This is a genomic window from Cupriavidus sp. 05T41 (assembly GCF_056396525.1).
In genome coordinates this window covers 55,839-79,103 of record NZ_JBFTLQ010000002.1, presented here as the reverse complement: position 1 = coordinate 79,103, position 23,265 = coordinate 55,839, and the positions used below count along the sequence as shown (strand labels likewise).

The window sequence follows — 23,265 nt, the reverse complement described above, 5'->3', positions numbered from 1 at the left end:
GCTTATCACACCGTGCCTGCGTTCCAAGGTTGACATAGAGGCCGGTATCTTCCTATAATCGCGGCTTCAGTTTTTCCGGGTCGTTAGCTCAGTCGGTAGAGCAGCGGACTTTTAATCCGTTGGTCGCGTGTTCGAGTCACGCACGACCCACCAGCATTACGAAGGGCCTGTGGCGCAAGTCACAGGCCCTTTTTGTTTTGCGTTCCGTTTTGCCTTCCGGCTCGGTCCGGACCTGGCCCGGACGGTGTTCGCCCGGGCCAGATCGCCCGCTCAGGCGGGCTTGCCCAGGTGCTTGGCAAGGAACGCTTCCATCGCCTCGTAGAAATCGAAGCGGTTTTCTTCGTTGTGGAAGCCGTGTCCTTCGTTCTCCTTGAGCAGGTAGGCCACGTCGACGCCGCGCGCGCGCAGCGCCTCGACGATCTGGTCGCTCTCCGCCTGCTTGACGCGCGGGTCGTTGGCGCCCTGGGCCACCAGCAGCGGCGTGCGGATGCGGTCGGCGAAGAATACCGGCGAGGCGTCGTGCATGGCCTTGCGGTCGTTCTCGTCGTCGGGGTTGCCGATCATCTCGTAGAGCATGTCGAGCATCGGCGTCCAGTAGGCGGGAATGGTCTCCAGCAGCGTGAACAGGTTCGATACGCCTACGTAGTCGATGGCCGCAGCATAGCGCTCGGGCGTGAAGGCCACACCCGCCAGGGTGGCATAGCCGCCGTAGCTGCCGCCGTAGATCGCCACGCGGCGCGCATCGGCGATGCCTTGCGCGGTCAGCCAGTCGACGCCGTCGTCGATGTCGTTCTGCATCGTCCTGCCCCATTGCTTGAAGCTGGCTTCCCAGAACTTGCGCCCGTAGCCGGTCGAGCCGCGGAAGTTGATCTGCAGCACCGCATAGCCGCGGTTGGCCAGCAACTGCACCTCGGGGTTGAAGCCCCACACGTCGCGCGTCCACGGGCCGCCGTGCGGGTTGACCACCAGCGGCAGGTTCCCTGGCTCGGCCCCGGCTGCCAGCGGCAGCGTCAGGTAGCCGTGCAGTTGCAGGCCATCGCGCGAGGTGAAGCTCACCGCTTGCATCGGCGCCATGTCGGCCTCGTCGAGCCACGGCAGGATCTGCCCGAGCGAGACCAGCTTGCGCGTGTCGCTGTCGTACAGGTAGCGCGTGCCGGTAGTGCGGTCGCTCGATGCCGAGACGATCATGCGGGTCTCGTCGCGCGTGATGCTGGTGACGTGGTGCTCGTAGCCCGGCAGCTGGCGTTCCAGGTCGGCATGGATCTGCTCGCTGCGCGCGTCGAAGAAATGCCGGCGGGTCTTCCAGTCCGTGTACCAGGCGGCGGTCAGCACGCGGCGGTGGCGCGAATACGCCAGGCCGCCGGCATCGACCTCGCCGTGCTCGAACACCAGGCGCCCTTCCTGCGCGGTTTGCGGGTCGAACTCGAAGATGGCCAGCTTGTCGCGGCCGCGGTTCGATTGCACGTAGAGCCGGGCATCGTCGAAGGTGAAGAACAGCGGCGAGACCGTCTCGCGGAAATCCGTGGTGAGGATGGGGCGGAACGGCTCGTCTTCGGCATCGCGGTAGAGCAGGGTGGTGTTGACGCCGTCGCTTGCCGTGGCCACGCGCAGGCGGCCGGCATGGTCGGTGCCCCAGCTCATCACATTGCCGGGGTTCTCGGCGATCTGTACCGATTCCCCGGTCACCACGTCCACGCGCAGCACGTCGAACACCTGCGGGTCGCGCCGGTTGTGCGACAGCAGGATATGGCGGTCGTCGTCCTCGAGGTCATCGACGATGTCCGCGCGAACGTCCGGGTACGGGGTCAGGTCGACCGGATCGCCGCCGTCGATTGGCACCGACAGCACATGGAAATTCTCGTCGCCGCCGAAGTCCTTGATGTAGAGAATGTGCGCATTGCCTTTCCATGTATGGAAGGGCAGGTCGCGCTCGGTTTCTCCGGTCAGCGGCCGGGCTTCGCCAAGGAGGTTGCCTTCGGCGTCGATGGCTTGCACGAAGATGTTCTGGCGGCCCTGGTGGCGCGCCAGGAACGACAGGTGGCGCCCGTCCGGCGAGATCGAGAACTGGGAGCGGTCCGGCTTGCGGAACAGCTCGCGCACCGTGTAGTGCCTGGGTTTTGTGTCGCTCTGGTTCAAGGCTTGCTCCTGGATGGATGCGGGGATGCCCGCGGCGTGCTTACTCGGTGCGGTCCGCGGCAGGGCGGCGGTCCTGCGGGCTGGCCGGCGTGGCCGGGGCGGCAGGGCTGGCGGCCATGTCGGGCGCCGGCGGGGGTGTCGCGGCCTGGTCCTGCGCAGCCTCGCGGCGTTCGATTTCCTCGCGCGTGGAGGTGGACAGGTCCCAGCTGGCGATGAACAGCGCGGCGATCAGCGGACCGATGACGAAGCCGTTCAGCCCGAACAGCGCCATGCCGCCCAGCGTGGAGATCAGGACCACCCAGTCGGGCATGCGGGTGTCCTTGCCGACCAGGATGGGGCGCAGCACGTTGTCCACCGCGCCGATCACCACCACGCAGAAGCCGATCAGGATCGAGCCCTTGCCGACGTCGCCGGTCAGCAGGAAGTAGATTGCCACCGGCCCCCAGATCAGCGCCGCGCCGATGGCGGGCAGCAGCGAAAGGAAGGCCATCAGCACGCCCCACAGCAGCGAGCCCTGGATGCCGAGGAACCAGAAGATCAGGCCGCCGAGCGCGCCTTGCACCGCCGCCACGGCGATATTGCCCTTGACGGTGGCGCGCGCCACGGTGGTGAACTTGCGCAACAGGTGCAGCTTGTGCGGCTCGCTCAGCGGGATGGCATGCACGATGCGGCGCGAGATCTCGGGGCCATCGCGCAGCAGGAAAAACAGCAGGTACAGCATCACGCCGAAGCTGATCACGAACTGGAAGGTGTTCTGTCCGATGCTCAGCGCCTGTGTGGCAATCAGCTGGCTGGCCTGGGCGGCGCCGGCGGTCAGCTTTCGCTGCAGGTCGGCGATGTCCGAAAGGCCGAAGCGTTCCAGCACCCTGCCGATGGAAGGCGGCAGCGCATGCACCGCTTGCTGGAAGTAGGAGCCGAAGTTGATCTGGCCCGACTTGATCTGCTGGTAGACCATGCTGATTTCCTGCATCAGCGCGCCGGTGACGAAGATCAGCGGCAGCACCACGATCAGCAGGCACAGCGTGAGCGTGGTCAGCGCGGCCAGGTTGCGGCGACCGCCCATGCGGCGCGTGAGCCAGTTGTTCGGCGGTGTGAAGATGATGGCGAGGATGGCGCCCCAGAACACGGCGCCGAAGAATGGCCACAGCACGAAGCAAAAGGCTATCGAGACTGCCGCCAGGAGCAGATAGAACGCCTTCTGCTGCATATCCGCTCGTTGGGTCATTGCGCTCTACCTTGCGTGGCAAATCCTTCGGGGCTGGTCTAAAAAGGACCTCGCCCGGATCTCGTTTCCGCAACGGGTTCCTGCCGCGCGCGCCATGTGGAGATCTGGCGTGACTGGTGCCGCGGCGCGCTGCGCGGTGTGCCCCGTGGCGCGTGTGCGCGGGACAGGGCCGCCAGTGCGGCGGCCCGGCATGACGGCATCTAGCGTACCAGGGGGTCGCGGAAGCCGGTGTCGATGGTGCCGGCGGGGGTATCGCCGGGGCCGGGCCGTGCCTGCCGTGCCTCGGCCGTGCCTTTCTGCCAGGTCTCGTAGGCCCAGTAGCCGGCCGCCGCCAGGCCGCCCAACTTGGCGAGCTTCCAGCCCCAGCGCAGCACCGGGGTCCTGCGCACCAGGGGCAGGGCCAGGGACACGGCCGAACTGAGCATCGGATAGTCCTTGGCCAGGCCTAGCAGCTTGAGCCAGGAGGCTGGCCGCGTCATGCGTGGCAGCCATGTGCTGAAGCGGCCGAGCCGGACCGCGCCGCCACGCACCTGGCGCAGGGCCTCGGCGCAGTCATGGCGCTCAATCAGGGCACGCGTGATCAGCAATTCCTTGCGGATCGCGAGTGGCAGGCGGACTTCGCGGGAATGACGCACGGGGCGGGGATGCGCGCGGGGCTGCCCGGTAGCGCGGGCCGCCGCCGTATCCGCCTGGTCGTCGGGCGCCTCGGGGGGAGTGGATGGCGTGCTCATCGGCGCAGGATCTCCCGGTCTTTGTCGATCTCGGCCAGCGTGGCCTCGAACAGGGGCGGGGCGTTGCGCACGAGATGGCGCGCCATGGCCAGGCAGGCCACGCAGGCGAGCAGGTAGAGCGCGACCAGCGCGCCCAGGGCCTGCCAGCGGTAGGAATCCCAGAATACGATGGCGATCAGGAACGTAAGCGTGACCATGGACAGGCCGAAGAACACCAGGCCGAAGCAGGCCAGCAAGGCCATCTTCATCAGGCGGGTTCGTTCTTCCGCGAGTTCGACGGTGGCAAGTTCGAGGCGCGTCAGCATCATCGCCACCAACGATCCTGCCAGGCTGCGCAGGGCGTCCATGAACTTGGGGGAAGGGGTGGGGTCGCTCATGCAATTCCGGCAAGGGCGTGCAACGGAAGGCTGCACCGGTTGCGGACGGGAAGCCAGGCGGGCGGCGTAAGGCCTGCCCGCGAGGCATTCGCCCTGCATGCCCGCCAGGCGGGCCTGCAGGGCGCTCGGGTTCTGGTGCCGGGCCCGCTGGCCCGGCAGTTCGAAAAATCCGAATTACTTGCGGTTGAGCAGCAGGCCGACCAGCAGGCCGACGCCGGCCGCCACGCCCACGGCGCGCCACGGGTGATCGTGCACGTAGTCATCGGTGGCGCGAGCTGCCGCCTTGCTCTTGGTGACGACTGCGTCCTGCAGGTCCTGGGCTTTCTCCTTGGCTTGCTTCAGCAGGCCCATGCCGCGTTCGCGCAGTTCGGCGGCTTTCTCGCCAGTGGTCGAGGCCGCTTGCTTAAGCAGTTCTTCGGCATCGGACAACACGGTCTTGACATCGCTCATCAGTTTCTCCTGTTTGCGGGCGGTGGTTTCGGATTGTGACATTTTGCCTTCCTCGCACGTTCTCGGGCATTTTTCTCGCCCTCTTTCCTAGCATATGCGGGGAACCGCCGTGGTTTCAACACCACGGGTCCGACATCGCATGTAGGACAGTAACGTATGTCAAAGGTCCTAAAGACACAAAGGTGATTTTGTAGTGACTTTATATTCGTTTGGGTTGGATCGCAATCGGACTAGACTGGTTCAACCCTAATTTGGCCCATGAAGGAGACATTAATGGCATTACGTCTTGGCGACCTCGCCCCGGATTTCGAGCAGGATTCCAGTGAAGGCCAGATCAGCTTCCACCAGTGGCTTGGCGATAGCTGGGGCGTGCTGTTCTCGCACCCGGCCGATTTCACGCCCGTCTGCACCACCGAACTGGGCCTGACCGCCAAGCTCAAGGGCGACTTCGCCAGCCGCAACGTCAAGGCCATTGCGCTGTCGGTCGACTCGGTCGAATCCCATCGGGAGTGGATCAAGGACATCAACGATACCCAGGGCACGGTGGTCAACTTCCCGATCATCGCCGATGGCGACCGCAAGGTCTCGCAGCTCTACGACATGATCCATCCCAACGCGAACGAAACCCTGACGGTGCGTTCGCTGTTCGTGATCGATCCGAAGAAGAAGGTGCGCCTGATCATCACGTATCCGGCCAGCACCGGGCGCAATTTCAACGAGATCCTGCGGGTGATCGATTCGCTGCAGCTCACCGACAACCACAGCGTCGCCACGCCGGGCAACTGGCAGGACGGCGATGACGTGGTGATCGTGCCTTCGCTGAAGGACGAGGAAGTCATCAGGCAGAAATTCCCGAAGGGCTACAAGGCCGTGCGGCCCTATCTTCGGTTGACGCCGCAGCCCAACAGGTAATGGCCTTGCGGCCGGCCGGGCGCATTGCGCCGGGCCGGAGCGTCACGGTGTTGTAACGCGATGGGCTCGCCCGTCGTCTCTCCTTGGTAGTGTGCTTGGCCCGGCTTCGCAGCCGGGCCTTTTTATTTCTCGGGAGAGATTGGTCGCAACGGGCGGCGGTGCCGCGCAGGCTTCAGTAGAACGCCTGGATGCCGGTCTGGGCGCGGCCCAGGATCAGCGCGTGGATGTCATGCGTGCCCTCGTAGGTATTGACGACCTCGAGGTTCACCACATGGCGGATCACGCCGAATTCGTCCGAGATGCCGTTGCCGCCGAGCATGTCGCGCGCCACGCGGGCGATGTCCAGCGACTTGCCGCAGGAATTGCGCTTCATGATCGAGGTGATCTCGACCGCGGCGGTGCCTTCGTCCTTCATGCGGCCCAGGCGCAGGCAGCCTTGCAGGCCCAGCGTGATCTCGGTCTGCATGTCGGCCAGCTTCTTCTGCACGAGCTGGTTGGCGGCCAGCGGGCGGCCGAACTGCAGGCGGTCCAGGGTGTACTGGCGGGCGGTGTGCCAGCAGAATTCGGCGGCGCCGAGCGCGCCCCAGGCGATACCGTAGCGCGCCGAGTTCAGGCAGGTGAAGGGACCCTTCAGGCCGGACACGCCGGGCATCAGGTTTTCCTCCGGCACGAACACCTGGTCCATGACGATTTCGCCGGTGATCGAGGTGCGCAGGCCCACCTTGCCGTGGATGGCGGGAGCCGTCAGGCCCTTCCAGCCCTTTTCCAGGATAAAGCCGCGGATGGCTTCCTTGCCATCGTCGCCGGCCAGCTTGCCCCACACCACGAACACATCGGCGATCGGCGAGTTGGTGATCCACATCTTGGCGCCGCTCAGCTCATAGCCGCCGGCGACCTTCTTGGCGCGCGTGACCATGGAGCCCGGGTCGGAGCCGTGATTGGGTTCGGTCAGGCCGAAGCAGCCGATCCATTCGCCGCTGGCCAGCTTGGGCAGGTATTTCTGCTTCTGCGCTTCGCTGCCGAATTCATGGATCGGCACCATCACCAGCGACGACTGCACGCTCATCATCGAGCGATAGCCCGAATCCACACGTTCCACTTCGCGCGCGATCAGGCCGTAGGCCACGTAGTTCAGGCCCGGGCCACCGTATTGCTCGGGAATGGTCGGGCCGAGCAGGCCGAGTTCGCCCATTTCACGGAAGATCTCGATGTCGGTCTTCTCATTGCGGAACGATTGCAGCACGCGCGGGGCGAGCTTGTCCTGGCAATAGGCCTGGGCGGCATCGCGCACCATGCGCTCGTCGTCGCTCAGTTGGTGGTCCAGCAACAGCGGGTCGGCCCAGTGGAATTCGGCGTTGGCAGCCATGTAGGTCTCCTTCGGTAGTGCAGTTCGTAGTGCAGGTGGTCTTGCAGATAGGTCGGGCAGTCTCGCGGGCGGCCCGGAACTCAACATCATCGGCGCATTCCGCGGTCTGTCGTGACGCTTTTCAGTTCCGCATTGCGGAACCTTGTTCCGATGATGTAGTATAGCGCAATGCGCCGTCCGTGCAATAGCCGGAATCGGCACCCGCAATACGACCGTTCGCTGACCGGCCGCGGTGCGTTCCCATCCAACCAGCCGGAGCCGTCCCTTGGCCACTGAATCGCAAGCCTTGTCCGCCACGAAGGATGCGGATGCCGCCGGCGCCGCGCCGCGCGAAAGCGATCCCAATTTCGTCGCCGCCCTGGCGCGCGGCCTGGAACTGCTGCGCTGCTTCCGCACCGGCGAATCGATGCTGGGCAACCAGGACTTCGTGCGCCGTACCGGCTTCCCGAAGGCGACCGTGAGCAGGCTGGCCGGCACGCTGGTGCAGCTCGGCTACCTGCGCTACGACGACAGCCTGGGCAAGTACGCGCTCGACGCCGGCGTGCTGGCGCTGGGCTATTCGTATCTGGCGGCATCCAACGTGGTGACGCTGGCACGCCCGCATATGCTGGCGTTTGCGCAGGCGTACGGGGTGTCTGTGTCGCTGGGCAAGCGCGAGCGGCTGGACGTGATCTATCTCGAGTCGATCCGCAACGATGCCGGCGTGATGCTCGGACTGGGCGTGGGATCGCGGCTCTCGCTGGTATCCAGCTCGATGGGGCGCGCCTATCTGGCAGCCTTGACGGCAGCCAGGCGCGACCGCGTGCTGGCGGAGTTCGCACAGGCCTTTCCGGAGCAATGGAAGACCCAGGAGGCGGCCATGCGCGCGTCGGTGACGCAGGCCGCTGCACGGGGCTATGCGGCATCGTTCCGCGACTGGCACCCGGCGATCCACGCCTGCGCGGTGGCCTTCCGGCCGGTGGGGGAGAAGGAGCTGCACATGCTGAGCTGCAGCGCGTCGTACGGCTCGGTGGAAGAGGCCGAATTCCACGACAAGCTGGCGCCGGCCCTGCGCGCGCTGGCGGCGCGGCTGTCGGACCCGGCGTCCTGAAGCACGGCCCGCGCCGGGGTCCTCCGGGGTCCTTCCTGTCTTGAAGCGTTTCCCGCAGACGCCTAGAGATCGGTGCGCAGTTTCCAGAGTTCGGGGAACAGCACCACGTCGAGCATCTTGCGCAGGTAGCTCACGCCTTCCGTGCCGCCGGTGCCGCGCTTGAAGCCGATCACGCGCTCCACGGTGGTGACATGGCGGAAGCGCCATTGCCGGAACGCATCTTCCAGGTCGACGAACTTCTCGCCCAGTTCATACAGTTCCCAGTGCGCCTCGGGCTGGCGATAGACCTCCAGCCACGCAGCCTCCACCGAGGCATTCTCCCCGGCAGGGCGGGTCCAGTCGCGTTCGATGCAGGCCGCGTCGATGGCGAAGCCGCGCCGCGCCATCAGGCGGATCGCTTCGTCATAGAGCGACGGCGTGCGCAGCGCCTCTTCCACCAGCGCCAGGTGCTCCGGCCGGTGCGCGTGCGGAAGCAGCATGGCGGCGTTCTTGTTGCCGAGGATGAACTCGATCTCGCGATACTGGTAGGACTGGAAGCCGGAGGACATGCCCAGGTAGGGACGCATCGCCGTGTACTCCGGCGGCGTCATGGTGGCCAGCACGCTCCACGCCTGCACCAGCTGCTCCATGATGCGCGACACGCGCGTGAGCATCTTGAAGGCCGGCGGCAACTGGTCGCACCGCACGCATTCGCGCGCCGCGCGCAGTTCGTGCAGCGCCAGCTTCATCCACAGTTCGCTGGTCTGGTGCTGCACGATGAACAGCATCTCGTTGTGCTCGGGCGAGAGCGGATGCTGGGCGTTGAGGATCTGGTCCAGCGCCAGGTAGTCGCCGTAGCTCATGTCCCTGGCGAAGTCCATCTGCGCGTCGTGCCAGGCGGCATCGTTCCCGCTTGCCGCCGCGCTGCCCGCGCCCGACATCGGGCATCCCTTGTTGATCGTCATGGCGAATTCCTGTTCAGGTCACCTGGCCGCGGGCCTGGTGACGCGCTTCCTTGTAGCTGCCGCTGTCGAGCACGTCGCGCAGCACCTCCACCGCATCCCACACGTCGGTAAAGCCGATGTACAGCGGGGTGAAGCCGAAGCGTGCAATGCGTGGTTCGCGGTAATCGCCGATCACGCCGCGCTCGATCAGCGCCTGCACCACCGCGAAGCCGTCGGGATGGGCAAGGCTGACATGGCTGCCGCGGCGTGCATGCGCGCGCGGCGTGGCCAGTTCGAGCGGGTGGTGGCCGCAGCGCTGCTCCACCAGCGCGACGAAGAGATCGGTCAGCAACAGCGACTTGGCGCGCAGCGCCCGCATGTCGGTCTGGGCGAAGATGTCGAGCCCGCATTCGACCATGGCCAGCGAGGTCACGGGCTGCGTGCCGCACAGGAAGCGGCCGACCCCTTCGCGCGGCCGGTAGCCCGGTTCCATCGCGAACGGCGCGGCATGGCCCCACCAGCCGGACAGCGGCTGCCAGAATGCATCGCGCAGCGCGGGCGCCACCCACAGGAAGGCCGGCGAACCGGGCCCGCCGTTGAGGTACTTGTAGGTGCAGCCGACCGCGTAGTCCGCGCCCGATGCCTTCAGCGCAACCGGCACCGCGCCGGCCGAATGCGCCAGGTCCCACACCGTCAGCGCGCCGCACGCGTGCGCCATCTCGGTCACGGCGGCCATGTCCAGCATCTCGCCGCTCTGGTAGTTCACGTGGGTCAGCATCAACACCGCGGTGTCGGCATCGACCGCCGCCTCGATCTCCGCCGGCGAATTCACCAGGCGCAGCGAATAGCCCTGCTGCAGCAGGTCCGCAAGGCCCTGCGCGATATAGAGGTCGGTGGGAAAGTTGCTGGCTTCCGAGACGATCACCTTGCGCCTGGGGTCGCGCGCCTGCTGCACGCGCAGCGCTGCCGCCAGGACCTTGAACAGGTTGATCGACGTGGTGTCCGTCACCACCACTTCGTCCTCGCCGGCGCCGATCAGCGGCGCCAGCTTGTTGCCCAGGCGCTGCGGCAGTTCGAACCAGCCGGCCGTGTTCCAGCTGCAGATCAGGCCCGTGCCCCATTCCTCGCTCACCACCTCGGCGGCGCGCGCGGCGGCACTGCGCGGGCGGGCGCCCAGCGAATTGCCGTCGAGATAGATCACGCCCTCGGGCAGCGCGAATTGGTCGCGCAGGCTGCGCAGCGGGTCCTGCTGGTCTAGCGCGAGACATTGCGCGCGGGTTTGTACGGTCATGGGCGAAGCGTCCTGGAAGAGTTCAGTGGTTCAGTGTCGGGTGGGTGGCGACGCGGCTCCGCGTCATGCCAGGCTGCGCAGTACCGCGCGCACCGGGCTGGCGTCGAGGCCCGCCAGGCGCAGCGGCAGCGCGATCAGTTCATAGTCGCCTTCGTCGACCGCATCGAGCACCAGCCCCTCGAGGATGGCCAGCCGGTGCCGGCGCACCATGCGGTGCGCATCCATGGTCTTGGATTGCTGCGGGTCCAGCGAAGGCGTGTCGATGCCGACCAGCGTCACGCCGTGCGCAGCCAGCAGGGCGATGGTCTCTGGCGCGACCGCGCAGAAATCCGGATCCCAGTGCGCCAGCGGCGCCTGCCGATAAGTGCGCAGCAGCACGCGCGGCGGTGTGCCGGCCAGCGCGTGCCCGAGATGGCGCGGCTCGACCACCGGTGCGGCGCCGATGCAGTGGATGACGCGGCAGGGGCCGAGGTAGGGCGCCAGGTCCACCGCGCCGATGGGCGCGCCGTCGGCGGCGTAGTGCAGTGGCGCGTCGGCATGGGCGCCGGTGTGCGGCGACAAGGTGATGCGGCCGACATTCACCGGGCAGTGCGCGTCCATCTGCCAGGCGCGCTCTTCCTGGAACGGCGTGTCGCCCGGCCACACCGGGGTGGCGGGCGACAGCGGCGGGCTGATGTCCCACAACTGGCGTTCGGTGGGGGGTGCGAGGGCGGCTTGGTCTGTCATTGGCTGGTCGCGCCGTCATCCGGCGCTCCTTGGCTCAGTGGGGAGCGGATGACGGCATGATAGTCAATATTCCGGGCAAGAGGCTTGCTAAATGCCTGGGGTTTTGGTCGCGAATTCGCATAGAATTTCACGAGACGACAAAATGTGTAAATAATCTGCGAAATGAATCTCGACCCCACCGATTTGCGCATCCTGAGCTGCCTGCAGGAGAACGGACGCATCAGCAACCAGGACCTGGCGGACCGCGTGGCGCTGTCGCCGTCGGCCTGCCTGCGGCGGGTGCGGTTGCTGGAAGAAAGCGGCGTGATCGGCGGCTATCGCGCCTGGTTCGATGCCGAGCGGCTCGGGCTGGAAATCGAAGCGATCGTGCAGGTGTCGATGCGGCACGACGTGGAAGGCTGGCACGACACCTTCAACGCGGCGGTGCAGGCGTGGCCTGAAGTGGTGTCTGCCTACATCATCACCGGCGACAGCAACTACATCCTCAAGGTGCAGGCGCGCAACCTCAAGCACTACTCGGATTTCATCGTCAACCGGCTCTACCGCACGCCGGGCGTGATGGACATCCGCTCCAATATCGTGCTGCAGAAGATCAAGACCGATGGCTCCCCACTGGCCGTGATCAAGGGCTCGCCCGGCACATGAGCGCAGGCCCCGCTAGCGCGGCGCGTGCAGCGCGATCAGCCGGCGCAGCGTGTCCTTGAGCTGGTCGGCCTGCGCGGCGCCGAAGTCGTCCAGCACCTGCTGCTCGTGCACGGCGGCCTGGTCGAGCAGGGCGCGGGCACGGGTGCGGCCGCCCGCGGTGATGGAGACCAGCGCATGGCGGCGGTCATGCGCGCCGTTGCGGCGCGTGACCAGGCCGCTGGCCTCCATGCGGTCGATCAGCTTGGTCAGGGTAGGCTGCTTGGTGAGGGTGATATCGGCCAGGGCGCCGATGGTGCAGGCGGGCCGGTCGGCCAGCGTGGCCAGCACGCGCCATTCGGGCACGGAGAAACCCGCGGCTTCCACCTGCCGGTGGAATTCGCCCGAAACGAGATAGCTTGCGCGCGCCAGCAGGTAAGGCAGGTAGCCGTCGACGAAGGCAGGCTTGGACGATTGCGTCATGGCCGTGCGCCCGGCGCCTCAGTCCGCCAGCGGGTAGGTGGTGGCGAAGCGTCCGTCGTGGAACACCAGCGGGCTGCCGCCGTCATCGTGCACGCCGCAGCGCTCCACCTCGCCCACGAAGATCACATGGTCGCCCTCGTCGTACCGGCTGCGGTTATGGCATTCGAACCACGCCAGCGCATTGCTCAGGATGGGCAGGCCGTTCTCGGACAGGCGGTAGTCCACGCCGGCGAAACGATCGCCCTTGAGCGTGGCGAAGCGCTGGCACAGGTCCAGCTGCGTGGATGACAGCACATTGATGATGTAGTGCGAGCCGTCGCGGAACATCGGCAGGCTGTTCGCGCGCGTGGCCATGCTCCACAGCACCAGGGGCGGGTCCAGCGATACCGAGTTGAAGGAGCTGGCGGTGATGCCCACGAACGGCACGCCCGGGGGCGAGCCAGGGCCCGCACGGGTGGTGATGACCGTCACGCCGGTGGCGAACTGCGACAGCGTGCGCCGGAAGTGCAGCGTATCGAAATCGGGAGAAGCAGCCTTGCCGATCATGCGCGGCGTGGCCTCAGGCATGCCCATAGCGCGGGCTCCACTTGAATCCATGAAATTTCATATATTATTTGCGCCAGCGACAAGAAGCACAAGTACAAGCTAATGCGTCCGGTGCCAGGCATCGGTGGGCTGGCGCACCAAGGCTGCCCGCGGGCCTGCCGGGACGCGGCGGATTCCGCACTGGAGGAGACAACATGCTCATCGAGCACATCGAACACCGCTGGCTGGCGGCGTTCCGTCATACCCTCGAACTCTGCGCCCTGTCGGCCGGACAAGTCGTGGGGATTGTAACGGAGTCCCAATCCCGTCCTGTCAATGTGGAGTTGGCCGAGCTGGCGGTGCAGGCGCTCGGCGCCACGCCGGTACGCATCCGGGTGCCGTCCGCGCCCCTCAGTGCGCCCGCCCCGGTGCGCTCCACCGGCGCCAGCGACGCGCTCCGGCAACTTGCTCCGGTAGTGGCCGCGCTGCAACGCTGCCACCTGGTGATCGACTGCACCGTGGAAGGCCTGCTGCACGCTCCCGAGTTGCCGCGCATCCTGCAGGGCGCCGACGGCATCGTGCCGCGGTTGCTGATGGTCAGCAACGAACATCCCGAAATCCTCGAGCGCTGCCAGCCCGATGCTGCGCTGGAGGGCAGCGTGCGCGCCGCCATGAAGCGCCTGCGCGGCGCGCGCGAGATGCGCGTGCGTTCGGCGGCCGGAACCGAGCTGCGCATCGGCCTCGGCGACGCCCGCGTGGGCGGCGTGTGGGGCTACTGCAACAAGCCGGGGCAGGTCGCGCACTGGCCGGGCGGCCTGTGCCTGGCATTTCCCGCCGGTGGCCAGGTCAACGGCACGCTGGTGCTGGCGCCCGGCGACGTCAACCTGACCTTCAAGACCTACCTGCGCGACATCATCGTCTGCCATGTCGAGGATGACTACATCGTCGCCATCGAAGGCCTGGGTGTCGACGCCGACATGATGCGCGGCTACTACGCGGCGTGGGCCGACCGCGAAGGCACGCGCGATGCCTATGCGGTTTCCCACGTGGGCTGGGGCATGAACCCGCAGGCGCGCTGGGATGCGATGACGTTCTACGACAAGCGCGACTGCAACGGTACCGAGCTGCGCGCCTTTGCCGGCAACTTCCTCTATTCGACCGGCGCCAACGAGGTCGCCGGCCGCCACACCCTTGGCCACTTCGACCTGCCGCTGCGCAATTGCACCGTCACGCTGGACGGGGCGAACGAGGTCGAGGAAGGCAGGCTGGCCGCGGCCAGCTGATGCGATGGCCGGGCAGACCATTTGAAGAGGGCAGGCGCATGACAGGAAACGCAATGGCAGAGACCACAAAGACCACAGCGACCACAAAGACCACCATCCACACCCATCCCAACGGCATCGCCACCATCGCGCAGGGCGATGGCCCGGTGGCGGTGGTGATGCTGCATGGCATCGGCGGCGGCAAGGCCGCGTGGCCGGCGCAGCTCGACGCGCTGGCGCAGGCGGGCTATCGCGCCGTGGCCTGGGACATGCCTGGCTACGGCGCGAGCGCAATGATCGAGCCCTACGATTTCGCCGGGCTGGCGCAAGCGCTGATGCCGGTGTTGCAGGCCGAGCGCGACGCCGGCCGGCGCGTCCTGCTGCTGGGTCACAGCATGGGCGGCATGGTGGCGCAGCAAGCATACGCCGCCGCACCCGCGCTGATCGACGGCATGGTGCTGTCCGGTACCTCGCCGGCGTTCGGCAAGGCTGATGGCCAGTGGCAGCGCGACTTCGTCGCCGCGCGCACGGCGCCGCTCGACGCGGGCAAGACCATGGCCGAAATGGCGAGCGGGCTGGTGCGCGCGATGGTGGCGCCGCAGGCGGATGCCGATGCGGTAGCCTTCGCCGCCAGCGTGATGGCTGCCGTCCCCCCCGCGACCTATCGCGCCGCGCTGCAGGCGCTGGTGCGTTTCGATTGCCGCGAGCTGCTGGCGCGCATCACGGTGCCGGTGCTGGCGCTGGCCGGCGAGCACGACGCCAATGCGGCACCGGCGGTGATGGAGCGCATGGCGCAGAAGATCGCCGGCGCCGAGTACCTGTGCCTGCCGGCGGTGGGTCACCTCGCATGCATGGAACGGCCCGCGGCATTCAATGCCGCCGTGCTCGCTTTCCTCGGCCGCCATTTTCCCGCGCGCTGAAGGCGGCGTTTCACCAGAAAACACAAGCAATAGCGAGGCATCGCCGCGCGACGATGCCCGGGAGACCAACCAATGCCATTGGACTTTATCCCTGCCGTCGGCGCCGCCGACTTCACCCAGGCGCAGGAGCGCCTGCTGGTGCTGGCCAACCGGCTCGGCCGCGAGCGCTTCGCCCCGCGCGCTGCACAGTGGGACCGCGAGGCCAGCTTTCCCTTCGCCAACTATGACGACCTGCGCGAAGCCGGCCTGCTCGGCCTGTGCGTGCCGCGCGAGTTCGGCGGCGAGGGCGCGGACTTCGCTACCTATTGCATGGTGGGCGCGGAGATCGGCCGCTTCTGCGGTGCCACGGCACTGACCTACAACATGCATATCTGCTCCACCATGTGGACGGGCATGCTGGCCGACGGCGTCGCCATGACGCCCGCGCAACGGGCCGAACACGACGGCCGCCGCGAGCTGCATTTCGCGCGCGTGGTCAGGGACGGCGCCATCTACGCGCAGCCGTTCTCGGAAGGCTCGGCCGCCGCCGCCGGGCGAGCCCCGTTCGGCACCAGCGCGCACAAGGTCGATGGCGGCTGGGTGCTCAACGGCCGCAAGATCTTTGCTTCGCTGTCGGGCGCCGCCGACTACTACGGCATCCTTTGCACCGAGGAATGCGCCGACCATTCGCCCGACATGCGCGACACGCTCTATATCGCCGTGCCGGGCAATGCCGAAGGCCTCGCCGTCACCGGCGAGTGGGACCCGATGGGCATGCGCGGCACGGTCTCGCGCACGCTGCTGCTCAAGGATGTGTTCGTCGCCGACCACGAGCAGCTGATGCCGCGCGGCGTCTACTTCAAGGCCGCGCAGACCTGGCCCGCGATGTTCTTCACGCTCTCGCCGACCTACCTCGGCGTGGCCCAGGCAGCCTATGACTTCACCGTGCAGTATCTGCGCGGCGAGGTGCCGGGCCAGCCGCCGGTGAAGCGGCGCATGTATCCCACCAAGCAGATCGCGGTGGCGCAGATGCGCATCCAGCTGGAAAACATGCGCTCGATCTTCTGGCGCGTGATCCACGAAGCGTGCGCCAATCCTTCCAAGGATGCGCGCATGCGCCTGTACGCCGCGCACTACAGCGTGATGGAGGGCGCCAACGACATCGCGCGCCTGGCGATCCGCACCTGCGGCGGGCAGTCCATGCTCAAGGACCTGCCACTCGAGCGGCTTTACCGCGATTCGCGCTGCGGCGCGCTGATGCTGCCGTGGACCGCCGAGCTGATCCTCGACCGCATGGGCCGGGAAACGCTCTACGAATCGGGCGAGCGCGACGAATGAGCGCGCGTGCCGACCGGCTCCTTGTCGTTCCCGCCGGCACGCCGGAGCCAGGCGCCTTGCTGCGCGCGCTGCATGCGCACGCACGCGCGGCGCCGCAGCGGCCCGCGCTCCACAGCCTCGGCCACACCATCAGCTACGGCCGGCTGTGGCGGCGCGTGGAGCGTCTCAGTGCCCACCTTGCCGGCACCTGGGGCGTGCAGCCGGGCGAGCGGGTTGCCACGCTCTGCCTGAACCACGACCTGCAGCTCGCCATGCTGTTCGCCTGCGCACGGCTCGGCGCGATCTTCGTGCCGCTGAACTTCCGTCTTGCGGTTCCCGAGCTGGAAGCCATCGCAGTGCATGCGGGCATCCGCGTGCTGTTCCACGACGCGCCACACGCGCAGGCGGCCGGGGCAGTGGCCGCCGCGGCCGCCTGCGCAACGCAGGCTCGCGTCGGGCACGCGCCCATCGACAGCCTGGTGGATCGTCCTGCCACGGGACACGCGGCGCTGCCTGCGCCGCCCGGGCAACCAGACCAGGCGCCGCTGCTGCTGGTCTATACCTCGGGTTCCACCGGTCAGCCCAAGGGCGCACTGCACACGCAGGCGGCCTTGCTGGCCAATGCGCGCGCGAGCTGGTGGGCGCACGGCATGACGCCGGACGACCACGTCCTGTCGGTGCTGCCGCTGTTCCATGTGGGCGGCCTGTGCATCCAGACGCTGCCGGCCCTGCTGGCCGGCGCGCAGGTCACGCTGCACCAGCGCTTCGCGCCGCAGGCATGGCTGGCCGAACTGGCGCGCTCCAAGGTCACGCTGTCGCTGATGGTGCCGGCCACGCTGCGCGCGGTGCTCGAGCACCCGGACTGGGCGCGCGCGGACCTTGCTTCGCTGCGCGGCGTGATGGCGGGATCGTCGCCGATTCCGCGCGCGTATATCGATGCCTTCCATGCGCGCGGCGTGCCGCTCGGGCAGGTCTACGGCGCCACCGAGAGCGGCCCGGTGTCGGTCGTGCTGCGGCTGGACCAGGCCATGGCACACCCCGGCTACGCGGGCTGGCCGCAGCCCGAAGTGCGGGTGCGCGTGGCCGGCGCCGGCGGCGCCGAGGTGGCGCCAGGCGAGGTCGGCGAGTTGTGGCTGTCCGGCACCAACCTGATGCAGGGCTACTGGCGCCAGCCGGACCATCCGGATTTCCGCGACGGCTGGTTCCATTCGGGCGACCTCGCGCATTGCAATGCCGACGGCTGCATCGAGGTGGTCGGCCGCAGCAAGGACATGATCATTTCGGGCGGCGAGAACATCTATCCGGCCGAGATCGAGAACGTCCTGCTGGGCCTGCCGGGCGTGGCGGATTGCGCGGTGGTCGGCCTGCCCGATACGCACTGGGGCGAGGTGCCGGTCGCGGTGGTGGTGCCGGCCACTGGCGCGGACCGTGCCGCGCTGGCGCAGGAGCCGCTGCGCGAAGCGCTGGCCGCGCAGATCGCGCGTTTCAAGTTGCCGCGCCGCGTGGTGCTGCTCGATGCCCTGCCCAGGAGCGCGCTGGGCAAAGTGCTCAAGCCGCAATTGCGCGCCATGTTGCAGGCGGACGGACCTGCCGCCGCCGGCTGACAGCCACGCCGCCCGGGCGCGGCCGTGGCAGCAACTCTTCGGCGGCATGACGCGCGCCGAGCGAGTATGCTAGTTATTGTCACGAGCCGGAGGGAGCAACATGGATAACGAGCGCGAGATTGCCACGCTGGGCGGCGGTTGTTTCTGGTGCCTGGAGGCGGTGTACCAGCAGGTCAGGGGGGTGCGGGCGGTGGAGTCAGGCTATACCGGCGGCCACGTGAACCATCCGACGTACGAGCAGGTATGCGACGGTGAGACCGGACACGCCGAAGTGGTGCAGGTGAGCTTCGACCCGTCCGTGATCAAGTATCGCGAGATCCTGGAGATCTTCTTCGCCATCCATGACCCGACCACGCTGAACCGGCAGGGCAACGACGTCGGCACGCAATACCGCTCGGTCATCTTCACGCACTCCGAGCCCCAGCGCGCGATGGCCGAGTACGTCATGCGCGAAGTTATCGCGCAGAAGCTCTACGACGCCCCGCTGGTCACCCAGATCGAGCCCACCCAGCCGTACTGGCGTGCCGAGGAAAGCCACCAGAACTACTACCAGAACCACCCCAACCAGGGTTATTGCTCGTTCGTGATCTCGCCCAAGCTGGCCAAGTTCCGGCAGAAGTTCGCGCACTTGCTGATCCGGTGAGGCGCGCCGTCGCCGGTGCGCTTGCGTGCCGGCGAGCCGCTCAGTTCGCGGCAAGCCGCTCGGCGATCGCCTCCGCCAGCCGCACGCAGGTCAGCGGCGCGGAACCTTCGGCCTTGTTGCTGACGATCACATAGGCGGGCTGTCCGGCGCGCAGCGTGCGGGCAACCTGCTCGGCGATCACGGCGCGCGTGTGCGGATCTTCGTCGACCAGCCGGTCGAACGGCGCGTAGCGCGATTCGGCCTGCTCGTAGGCAAAGCCCGCATGCAGCATCCAGCGCAGCACCAGTGGTCCCGGCGCGGCTTCATCCATCAATGCCTGCGCGGGCAGCTGGCGTTCTGCCGGCGGCATGCGCTCGCGCGCCGACAGGCAGAAACGCACGCCACGCGCACGCAGCAGCTTGATGAAACGGGGCGTGAGCAGGGACGCATCGCGCAGTTCCACCGCATAGCACGCATGCGGCGTGGCGGCGGCGTCGAGCGCGGGCAGGGCACCCAGGAAAGCATCGAGCCGAGACAGGAAGCCGGCGCTGTCCACGGCCATCGCGCCCAGCGGCGACAGCTGGAACAGCAGCGGGCCGCACTTGGCTCCGAGCCCCGCGGTAGCCGGCCCGACGAAATCGCGCGCCGCGATCCCCGCATCGAGGAAGCTCGCATTGGCCAGCCGCCCCGCGCCCTCCGACGTGCGCAGCCACGGATCGCATACGCTCGCGGGCGCCTTGGTCAGGAAGCGGAAATGCGCCGGCACCTGGGCCGCATAGGCAAGATAGTCCGCAAGCGGGATCGGTGCGTAGAAGCCGCGGTCGATGCCGGCAGCCCGTAGCAGTGGATGCAGGGAGTAAGCGGCCAGGCCCTTGCGCGAGAGCAGGTTGTCGCTGTATTCACCGTGGTAGACCAGTCCGTTCCAGCCGCCATAGGACCACGACGATGTACCGAGGTGCAGTCCGGCCGGAAGGCGCTCGGCCAGTGCGAGCAGGGCGGGATCGGGAGGGGGCGCCTGCACGCTTTTTCCGCGCACAGGGCGCGCGGCGCAGGCCGTGGCGTCGGTGCCAGGCAATGTGTCGCCACTGCGCGCGGTGGCCGCGGGTATTTCCGGCAGGCCGCCGAACAGGTCTTCAGTCAAGCAGGTTTTCAGTCCAGCGATTTGTCGTAGATATAGCGGCGCGACCAGGGCAGGCCCGTCGCCGACAGGCCGGCCTTGTGGCACACCACCTGGTAGATCGACATCTGGTCGGTGTCGAAGGCATGCGCGCAGCCCGCCAGGTAGACGCGCCAGATGCGGTATTTCTTCTCGCCCACCATGGCGCGGATGGTATCACCCTGCGCCTCGAAGTTGTCCGCCCAGTGATGCAGCGTGCGGTGATAGTGGCCGCGCATCAGTTCGACGTCGGTCGCCTCCAGGCCGCCGCGCTGCAGGGTGTTGAGCACCATGCCGATGTGCGGCAGCTCGCCCTGCGGGAACACATAGCGATCCATGAACTCGGAGCCGTCCATCGGCGTGGCGCCGCTATCCGGATCGGGCGAGGTGATGCCATGGTTCATGGCATAGCCGTCGTCGGCCAGCAGGTCGCACATGCGGCTGAAGTAGCCGGACAGATTGTTCTTGCCCACGTGCTCGAACATGCCGACGCTGGTGATGCGGTCGAAGGTCCCGGCGGTATCGCGGTAGTCCTGCAGGCGGATCTCGATGCGCTCGGACAGTCCGGCCTGCCTGACGCGCTCGGTAGCGAGGTCGAACTGGTTTTGCGACAGCGTGATGCCCACGCAGCGCGCGCCGAACTTCTGCGCCGCGCGCAGCACCAGCGCGCCCCAGCCGCAGCCGATGTCGAGCAGGGTCTGCCCGGGCTGCAGGCGGATCTTGGTCAGGATGTGGTCGATCTTCTTGCGCTGCGCGGTGGCGAGATCCTCGTTGCCGTGCTCGAAATAGGCGCAGGAATAGACCATCGCCGGGTCGAGCCAGAGCCGGTAGAACTCGTTGGAAACGTCGTAGTGGTACTGGATCGATGCCTTGTCGGCCGCCTTGGTGTGAGCGAAGTGCTGCGCCACCCGGGCCAGTGCGCCGCCTGCCTGTGCGCTGGCGGCGGCGGAAAAGCGGTAGGCCACGGCGATGATGTCGCTGAGCTTGCCGTCCAGGTCGATCTTCTCCTGTACGTAGGCTTCACCGAGGTTGTCCAGGCTGGGCGTCAGCAGCAGTGACAGGGCGCCGGCCTCGCGTATCGTCAGCGTCACAGCCGGGTGCTCGAAACGGCCGAGTGGATATTCGCTGCCGTTCCATAGCCGCAATCTGACAGGGAGATTGGCACGGTCGCGCAAATCGGCGATCCAGTGATCCAGTTGCTTGTCCAGTGCTTGCTTGAAAAACATGCGGCCTCCCTATTCGGCGGTTGCGGCACACTCCTCGAACCTCAGCATCGGGCAGGCTTGTGGCCCGCGCCTTATGGCCGCTCCCTGATGGAAGCAGCCATAAACCACTTTACGACAATTCCCAAATTTGTGCAGTGCGCGGCCCCGGTCGGGCGAGCGTTCCCAGGGCCCCCGCGTCCTTCATGGCGACAGCCGCGCGATCTGCCACGCACCGTCCGCCTGCAGGCGGTAGGCGATGCGGTCATGCAGGCGCGACGGGCGGCCCTGCCAGAACTCGATCCGTGTCGGCGCGAGACGGTAGCCGCCCCAGTGGGCCGGGCGTGGCGGGTTGTCGCCGAACTTGGCGCGGAAATCCGCTTCGCGCTGCTCCAGCACGGCGCGGTCCGCGACCTCGCGGCTTTGTTCCGAGGCCCAGGCGCCGAGGCGCGAGCCGAGCGGGCGCGAGGCGTAGTAGGCATCGCTCTCGGACTCGTCCACCTTCTCCACGACGCCTTCCACGCGCACCTGGCGCTCCAGTTGCACCCAGTGGAACAACAGCGCCGCGCGCGGGTTGGCAGCCATGTCCAGGCCCTTGCGGCTTTCATAGTTGGTGAAGAACGTGAAGCCCCTGGCATCCATGCCCTTGAGCAGGACGATGCGCGCGGAAGGCTGGCCGCCGGCATCGACCGTTGCCAGCGTCATCGCATTGGGTTCGGGCAGCTTGGCGTGGGTGGCTTCATCGAACCAGCGCTGGAACTGGCTGATCGGGTCGGGCGCCACGTCGGACTCGGAAAGGGAGCCCAGCACATAGGTGCGGCGGAGGTCGGCAAGTTGGGTCATGTCAGGTCAGGTATCAAGTCTGCGGGCCGCGCACCGGGCAAGCCTGCCCGGCACCGGCGGCGCGCCTGATTTGAGTATAGCGAAAGCGCTGCAAGCCGCATTTGCGCCTGCGCAATCCCTTCGCCCGGCCAGCGCTCAGGCCTCGGACGGCGGCAGCTTGCGCGCATGCGCGCGCGAATAGTAGCCAGCCACGCCCATGGCGCCCGCCATCGACAGGAAGATCGGCAGCATGCCAAGCGCCGTGCCGACCACGCCGAATGTCAGCGGCCACACCACCTGGCTCGTGTTGAGCACCGCCGAACGCAGGCCCAGCGCTTCGCCGGCACGCCCGGAAGGCGACGCCGCATGCAGGATGTTCATCACGTTGGGTTGCGCGCTGCCCAGCGCGAGCCCGAGCAGGAACGCCAGGCAGCACATCAGCCAGAACTGGGACACGAAGGGATAGAGCAGGTAGGCCACCGCGCCGACCAGCAGCGCGCCGCGGATCACCTTCCATTCGGACAGCCGGCGCGACACCAGCGGCATCGCCACCCGGATCGCGAAGGTGGCGATGGCGAAGGCGCCCAGCACCCAGCCGATCGACGACGGCGAAAGCCCGACGCGCGTGCCCTGGATCGGGATCAGGAATGCGTGCAGGTCCCAGGCGGCGGACAGCACTGCGCTGGCGATGAAGACCGCACGCAGCTCGGGGTGCGCCAGCAGCCCCAGCGTGGAGTTGCGGCTGCCGTCGGCGATGGCGCCGCGTGCGGCACGCCCGCCGCGTTCGGGCAGCCGGCGGCGTACCAGGCACAGCCCGGCCAGTCCGGCGCCGGCCACCACGACTAGCGCGCAGAAGGCCGGACGGAAGCCGGCGTGCTCGATCAGGTAGCCCATCACCACCGGCCCCACCGTGCCCGAGAACGACAGCCCGAGCGCGTGCAGCGTGTAGTTGCGCAGTCGCGTGCCGTCGCTGGAGATCTGCCCGATCAGCAACTGCATGGCGACCTGGACCAGCATGAAGCCGACCCCGATCAGCGCGCACGAAAGATACAGCGCCGCGATGCCCGGCCACAATGCCGGCAGCAGCGTGCCCGCCAGGACCATCATCGAACCGGCGGCCATGGGCTTGCGCGGCCCGGTCTCATCGATGCGCTTGCCGGCATGGATGGCCAGCAACATCGGCAACAGCGCATAGAGCGACATCAGGATGCCGAGCGTGACGGTGGAAGCCTTGAGGGAGAGGGCGAACAGCGAGACCACCACGCGGCTGGCATTGAAGGCCACGTGGTTACACACCGTGAGCGCGATCAGGCAACTGATCGGCGGAACGGTGGTCTGTAGCGGCGGCATGCGCGGGCGGGGGCGGGTAGGAAACCGGAGGAAAAACAAGTGCGGCCGAAACCGCACCCAGGGAAGGAGGCCACGATCGCTCGCGGACATCCGTATTGCGCCATCTATTGGAAACTTCGTTGTAAATGGCCGTTTAATTATGCGAGCGGCGTGGCCGATGTACAACGACTGTCTG

23 protein-coding genes and 1 tRNA gene are annotated in these 23,265 nt (G+C 67.3%); 9 read left to right on the top strand and 15 right to left on the bottom strand.

Annotation, left to right across the window (positions count from 1 at the left end; translation table 11 throughout):
- The first annotated feature begins 77 nt into the window (after positions 1-77).
- Positions 78-153 (top strand) — tRNA-Lys (locus tag AC1DKV_RS01695).
- A 117-nt stretch (positions 154-270) separates the two neighbouring features.
- Here the strand turns inward: AC1DKV_RS01695 and AC1DKV_RS01690 are convergent.
- From AC1DKV_RS01690 to AC1DKV_RS01670, 5 genes are all read right to left on the bottom strand, one after another.
- Positions 271-2,136 carry a S9 family peptidase gene (locus AC1DKV_RS01690; RefSeq protein ID WP_441643192.1) on the bottom strand — a complete coding sequence of 622 codons (1,866 nt, stop codon included), beginning with the start codon at positions 2,134-2,136 and terminating at the stop codon, positions 271-273.
- 40 nt (positions 2,137-2,176) lie between these two features.
- Entirely contained in the window at positions 2,177-3,361 is a 1,185-nt protein-coding gene (locus AC1DKV_RS01685; protein WP_441613207.1) for an AI-2E family transporter, read from the bottom strand.
- A 200-nt stretch (positions 3,362-3,561) separates the two neighbouring features.
- Positions 3,562-4,092 (bottom strand): DUF3318 domain-containing protein, encoded by a 531-nt coding sequence (locus AC1DKV_RS01680; protein ID WP_441613206.1) that lies wholly within the window; start codon positions 4,090-4,092, stop codon positions 3,562-3,564.
- The gene (locus AC1DKV_RS01675) at positions 4,089-4,469 is read right to left on the bottom strand and encodes a phage holin family protein (RefSeq protein ID WP_441613205.1); all 381 of its coding nucleotides are present in this window, start codon (positions 4,467-4,469) and stop codon (positions 4,089-4,091) included. The genes AC1DKV_RS01680 and AC1DKV_RS01675 overlap by 4 nt, the downstream gene beginning before the upstream one ends.
- A 174-nt stretch (positions 4,470-4,643) precedes the next feature.
- On the bottom strand, positions 4,644-4,961 hold the full coding sequence (locus AC1DKV_RS01670) for an ElaB/YgaM/YqjD family protein (RefSeq protein WP_369796917.1): 318 nt from the start codon (positions 4,959-4,961) through the stop codon (positions 4,644-4,646).
- 231 nt (positions 4,962-5,192) lie between these two features.
- Here AC1DKV_RS01670 and AC1DKV_RS01665 point away from each other — a divergent pair, with 231 nt between their 5' ends.
- Entirely contained in the window at positions 5,193-5,831 is a 639-nt protein-coding gene (locus AC1DKV_RS01665; RefSeq protein WP_441613204.1) for a peroxiredoxin, read from the top strand.
- A 172-nt stretch (positions 5,832-6,003) separates the two neighbouring features.
- Here AC1DKV_RS01665 and AC1DKV_RS01660 read toward each other — a convergent pair whose 3' ends face one another.
- Entirely contained in the window at positions 6,004-7,197 is a 1,194-nt protein-coding gene (locus AC1DKV_RS01660; RefSeq protein WP_441613203.1) for an acyl-CoA dehydrogenase, read from the bottom strand.
- Between the two features lie 265 nt (positions 7,198-7,462).
- On the opposite strand from AC1DKV_RS01660, the gene AC1DKV_RS01655 reads away from it, so the two are divergent.
- Positions 7,463-8,287, top strand: a complete 825-nt coding sequence (locus AC1DKV_RS01655) for an IclR family transcriptional regulator (protein ID WP_441613202.1) — start codon at positions 7,463-7,465, stop codon at positions 8,285-8,287.
- Positions 8,288-8,349: 62 nt separating this feature from the next.
- Here AC1DKV_RS01655 and kynA read toward each other — a convergent pair whose 3' ends face one another.
- From kynA to kynB, 3 genes are all read right to left on the bottom strand, one after another.
- A complete protein-coding gene (kynA, locus tag AC1DKV_RS01650) occupies positions 8,350-9,231 on the bottom strand; it encodes a tryptophan 2,3-dioxygenase (protein WP_441613201.1) in 882 nt (293 codons plus the stop codon).
- Positions 9,232-9,244: 13 nt separating this feature from the next.
- Positions 9,245-10,501, bottom strand: a complete 1,257-nt coding sequence (gene kynU, locus AC1DKV_RS01645; protein WP_441613200.1) for a kynureninase — start codon at positions 10,499-10,501, stop codon at positions 9,245-9,247.
- Between the two features lie 63 nt (positions 10,502-10,564).
- Positions 10,565-11,227, bottom strand: a complete 663-nt coding sequence (gene kynB / locus AC1DKV_RS01640; RefSeq protein ID WP_441613199.1) for an arylformamidase — start codon at positions 11,225-11,227, stop codon at positions 10,565-10,567.
- Between the two features lie 162 nt (positions 11,228-11,389).
- Between kynB and AC1DKV_RS01635 the strand changes: the two genes are divergently transcribed.
- Positions 11,390-11,872: an Lrp/AsnC family transcriptional regulator gene (locus tag AC1DKV_RS01635; protein ID WP_441613198.1), complete on the top strand. Its 483-nt coding sequence runs from the start codon at positions 11,390-11,392 to the stop codon at positions 11,870-11,872.
- 12 nt (positions 11,873-11,884) lie between these two features.
- Here AC1DKV_RS01635 and AC1DKV_RS01630 read toward each other — a convergent pair whose 3' ends face one another.
- Together AC1DKV_RS01630 and AC1DKV_RS01625 are read right to left on the bottom strand one after the other, a co-directional pair.
- Positions 11,885-12,331 (bottom strand): MarR family winged helix-turn-helix transcriptional regulator, encoded by a 447-nt coding sequence (locus tag AC1DKV_RS01630; protein WP_441613197.1) that lies wholly within the window; start codon positions 12,329-12,331, stop codon positions 11,885-11,887.
- Between the two features lie 18 nt (positions 12,332-12,349).
- Positions 12,350-12,904, bottom strand: a complete 555-nt coding sequence (locus tag AC1DKV_RS01625) for a flavin reductase family protein (RefSeq protein WP_441613196.1) — start codon at positions 12,902-12,904, stop codon at positions 12,350-12,352.
- A gap of 167 nt (positions 12,905-13,071) precedes the next feature.
- Between AC1DKV_RS01625 and AC1DKV_RS01620 the strand changes: the two genes are divergently transcribed.
- The 5 genes from AC1DKV_RS01620 (at position 13,072) to msrA (ending at position 18,581) form a co-directional block, all read left to right on the top strand.
- Positions 13,072-14,139 carry a 2,5-dihydroxypyridine 5,6-dioxygenase NicX family protein gene (locus AC1DKV_RS01620; RefSeq protein WP_441613195.1) on the top strand — a complete coding sequence of 356 codons (1,068 nt, stop codon included), beginning with the start codon at positions 13,072-13,074 and terminating at the stop codon, positions 14,137-14,139.
- A 53-nt stretch (positions 14,140-14,192) separates the two neighbouring features.
- A complete protein-coding gene (locus AC1DKV_RS01615; RefSeq protein WP_441613194.1) occupies positions 14,193-15,038 on the top strand; it encodes an alpha/beta fold hydrolase in 846 nt (281 codons plus the stop codon).
- A 72-nt stretch (positions 15,039-15,110) separates the two neighbouring features.
- The gene (locus AC1DKV_RS01610) at positions 15,111-16,355 is read left to right on the top strand and encodes an acyl-CoA dehydrogenase family protein (RefSeq protein WP_441643191.1); all 1,245 of its coding nucleotides are present in this window, start codon (positions 15,111-15,113) and stop codon (positions 16,353-16,355) included.
- Positions 16,352-17,938, top strand: coding sequence for a class I adenylate-forming enzyme family protein (locus AC1DKV_RS01605; protein ID WP_441643190.1), 1,587 nt, complete (start codon positions 16,352-16,354; stop codon positions 17,936-17,938). The genes AC1DKV_RS01610 and AC1DKV_RS01605 overlap by 4 nt, the downstream gene beginning before the upstream one ends.
- A 100-nt stretch (positions 17,939-18,038) precedes the next feature.
- Positions 18,039-18,581 (top strand): peptide-methionine (S)-S-oxide reductase MsrA, encoded by a 543-nt coding sequence (gene msrA / locus AC1DKV_RS01600; protein WP_441613191.1) that lies wholly within the window; start codon positions 18,039-18,041, stop codon positions 18,579-18,581.
- Between the two features lie 40 nt (positions 18,582-18,621).
- On the opposite strand, the gene AC1DKV_RS01595 is transcribed toward msrA, so the two are convergent.
- The 4 genes from AC1DKV_RS01595 to AC1DKV_RS01580 all read right to left on the bottom strand — a co-directional run bounded on the left by AC1DKV_RS01595 (position 18,622) and on the right by AC1DKV_RS01580 (position 23,090).
- A complete protein-coding gene (locus AC1DKV_RS01595; protein ID WP_441613190.1) occupies positions 18,622-19,701 on the bottom strand; it encodes a DUF72 domain-containing protein in 1,080 nt (359 codons plus the stop codon).
- 8 nt (positions 19,702-19,709) lie between these two features.
- Complete coding sequence (locus AC1DKV_RS01590; RefSeq protein ID WP_441613189.1) at positions 19,710-20,942, bottom strand: class I SAM-dependent methyltransferase; 1,233 nt, start codon at positions 20,940-20,942, stop codon at positions 19,710-19,712.
- A gap of 180 nt (positions 20,943-21,122) precedes the next feature.
- A complete protein-coding gene (pdxH, locus tag AC1DKV_RS01585) occupies positions 21,123-21,761 on the bottom strand; it encodes a pyridoxamine 5'-phosphate oxidase (RefSeq protein WP_441613188.1) in 639 nt (212 codons plus the stop codon).
- Positions 21,762-21,896: 135 nt separating this feature from the next.
- Entirely contained in the window at positions 21,897-23,090 is a 1,194-nt protein-coding gene (locus AC1DKV_RS01580; RefSeq protein WP_441613187.1) for an MFS transporter, read from the bottom strand.
- Positions 23,091-23,265 lie beyond the last annotated feature (175 nt).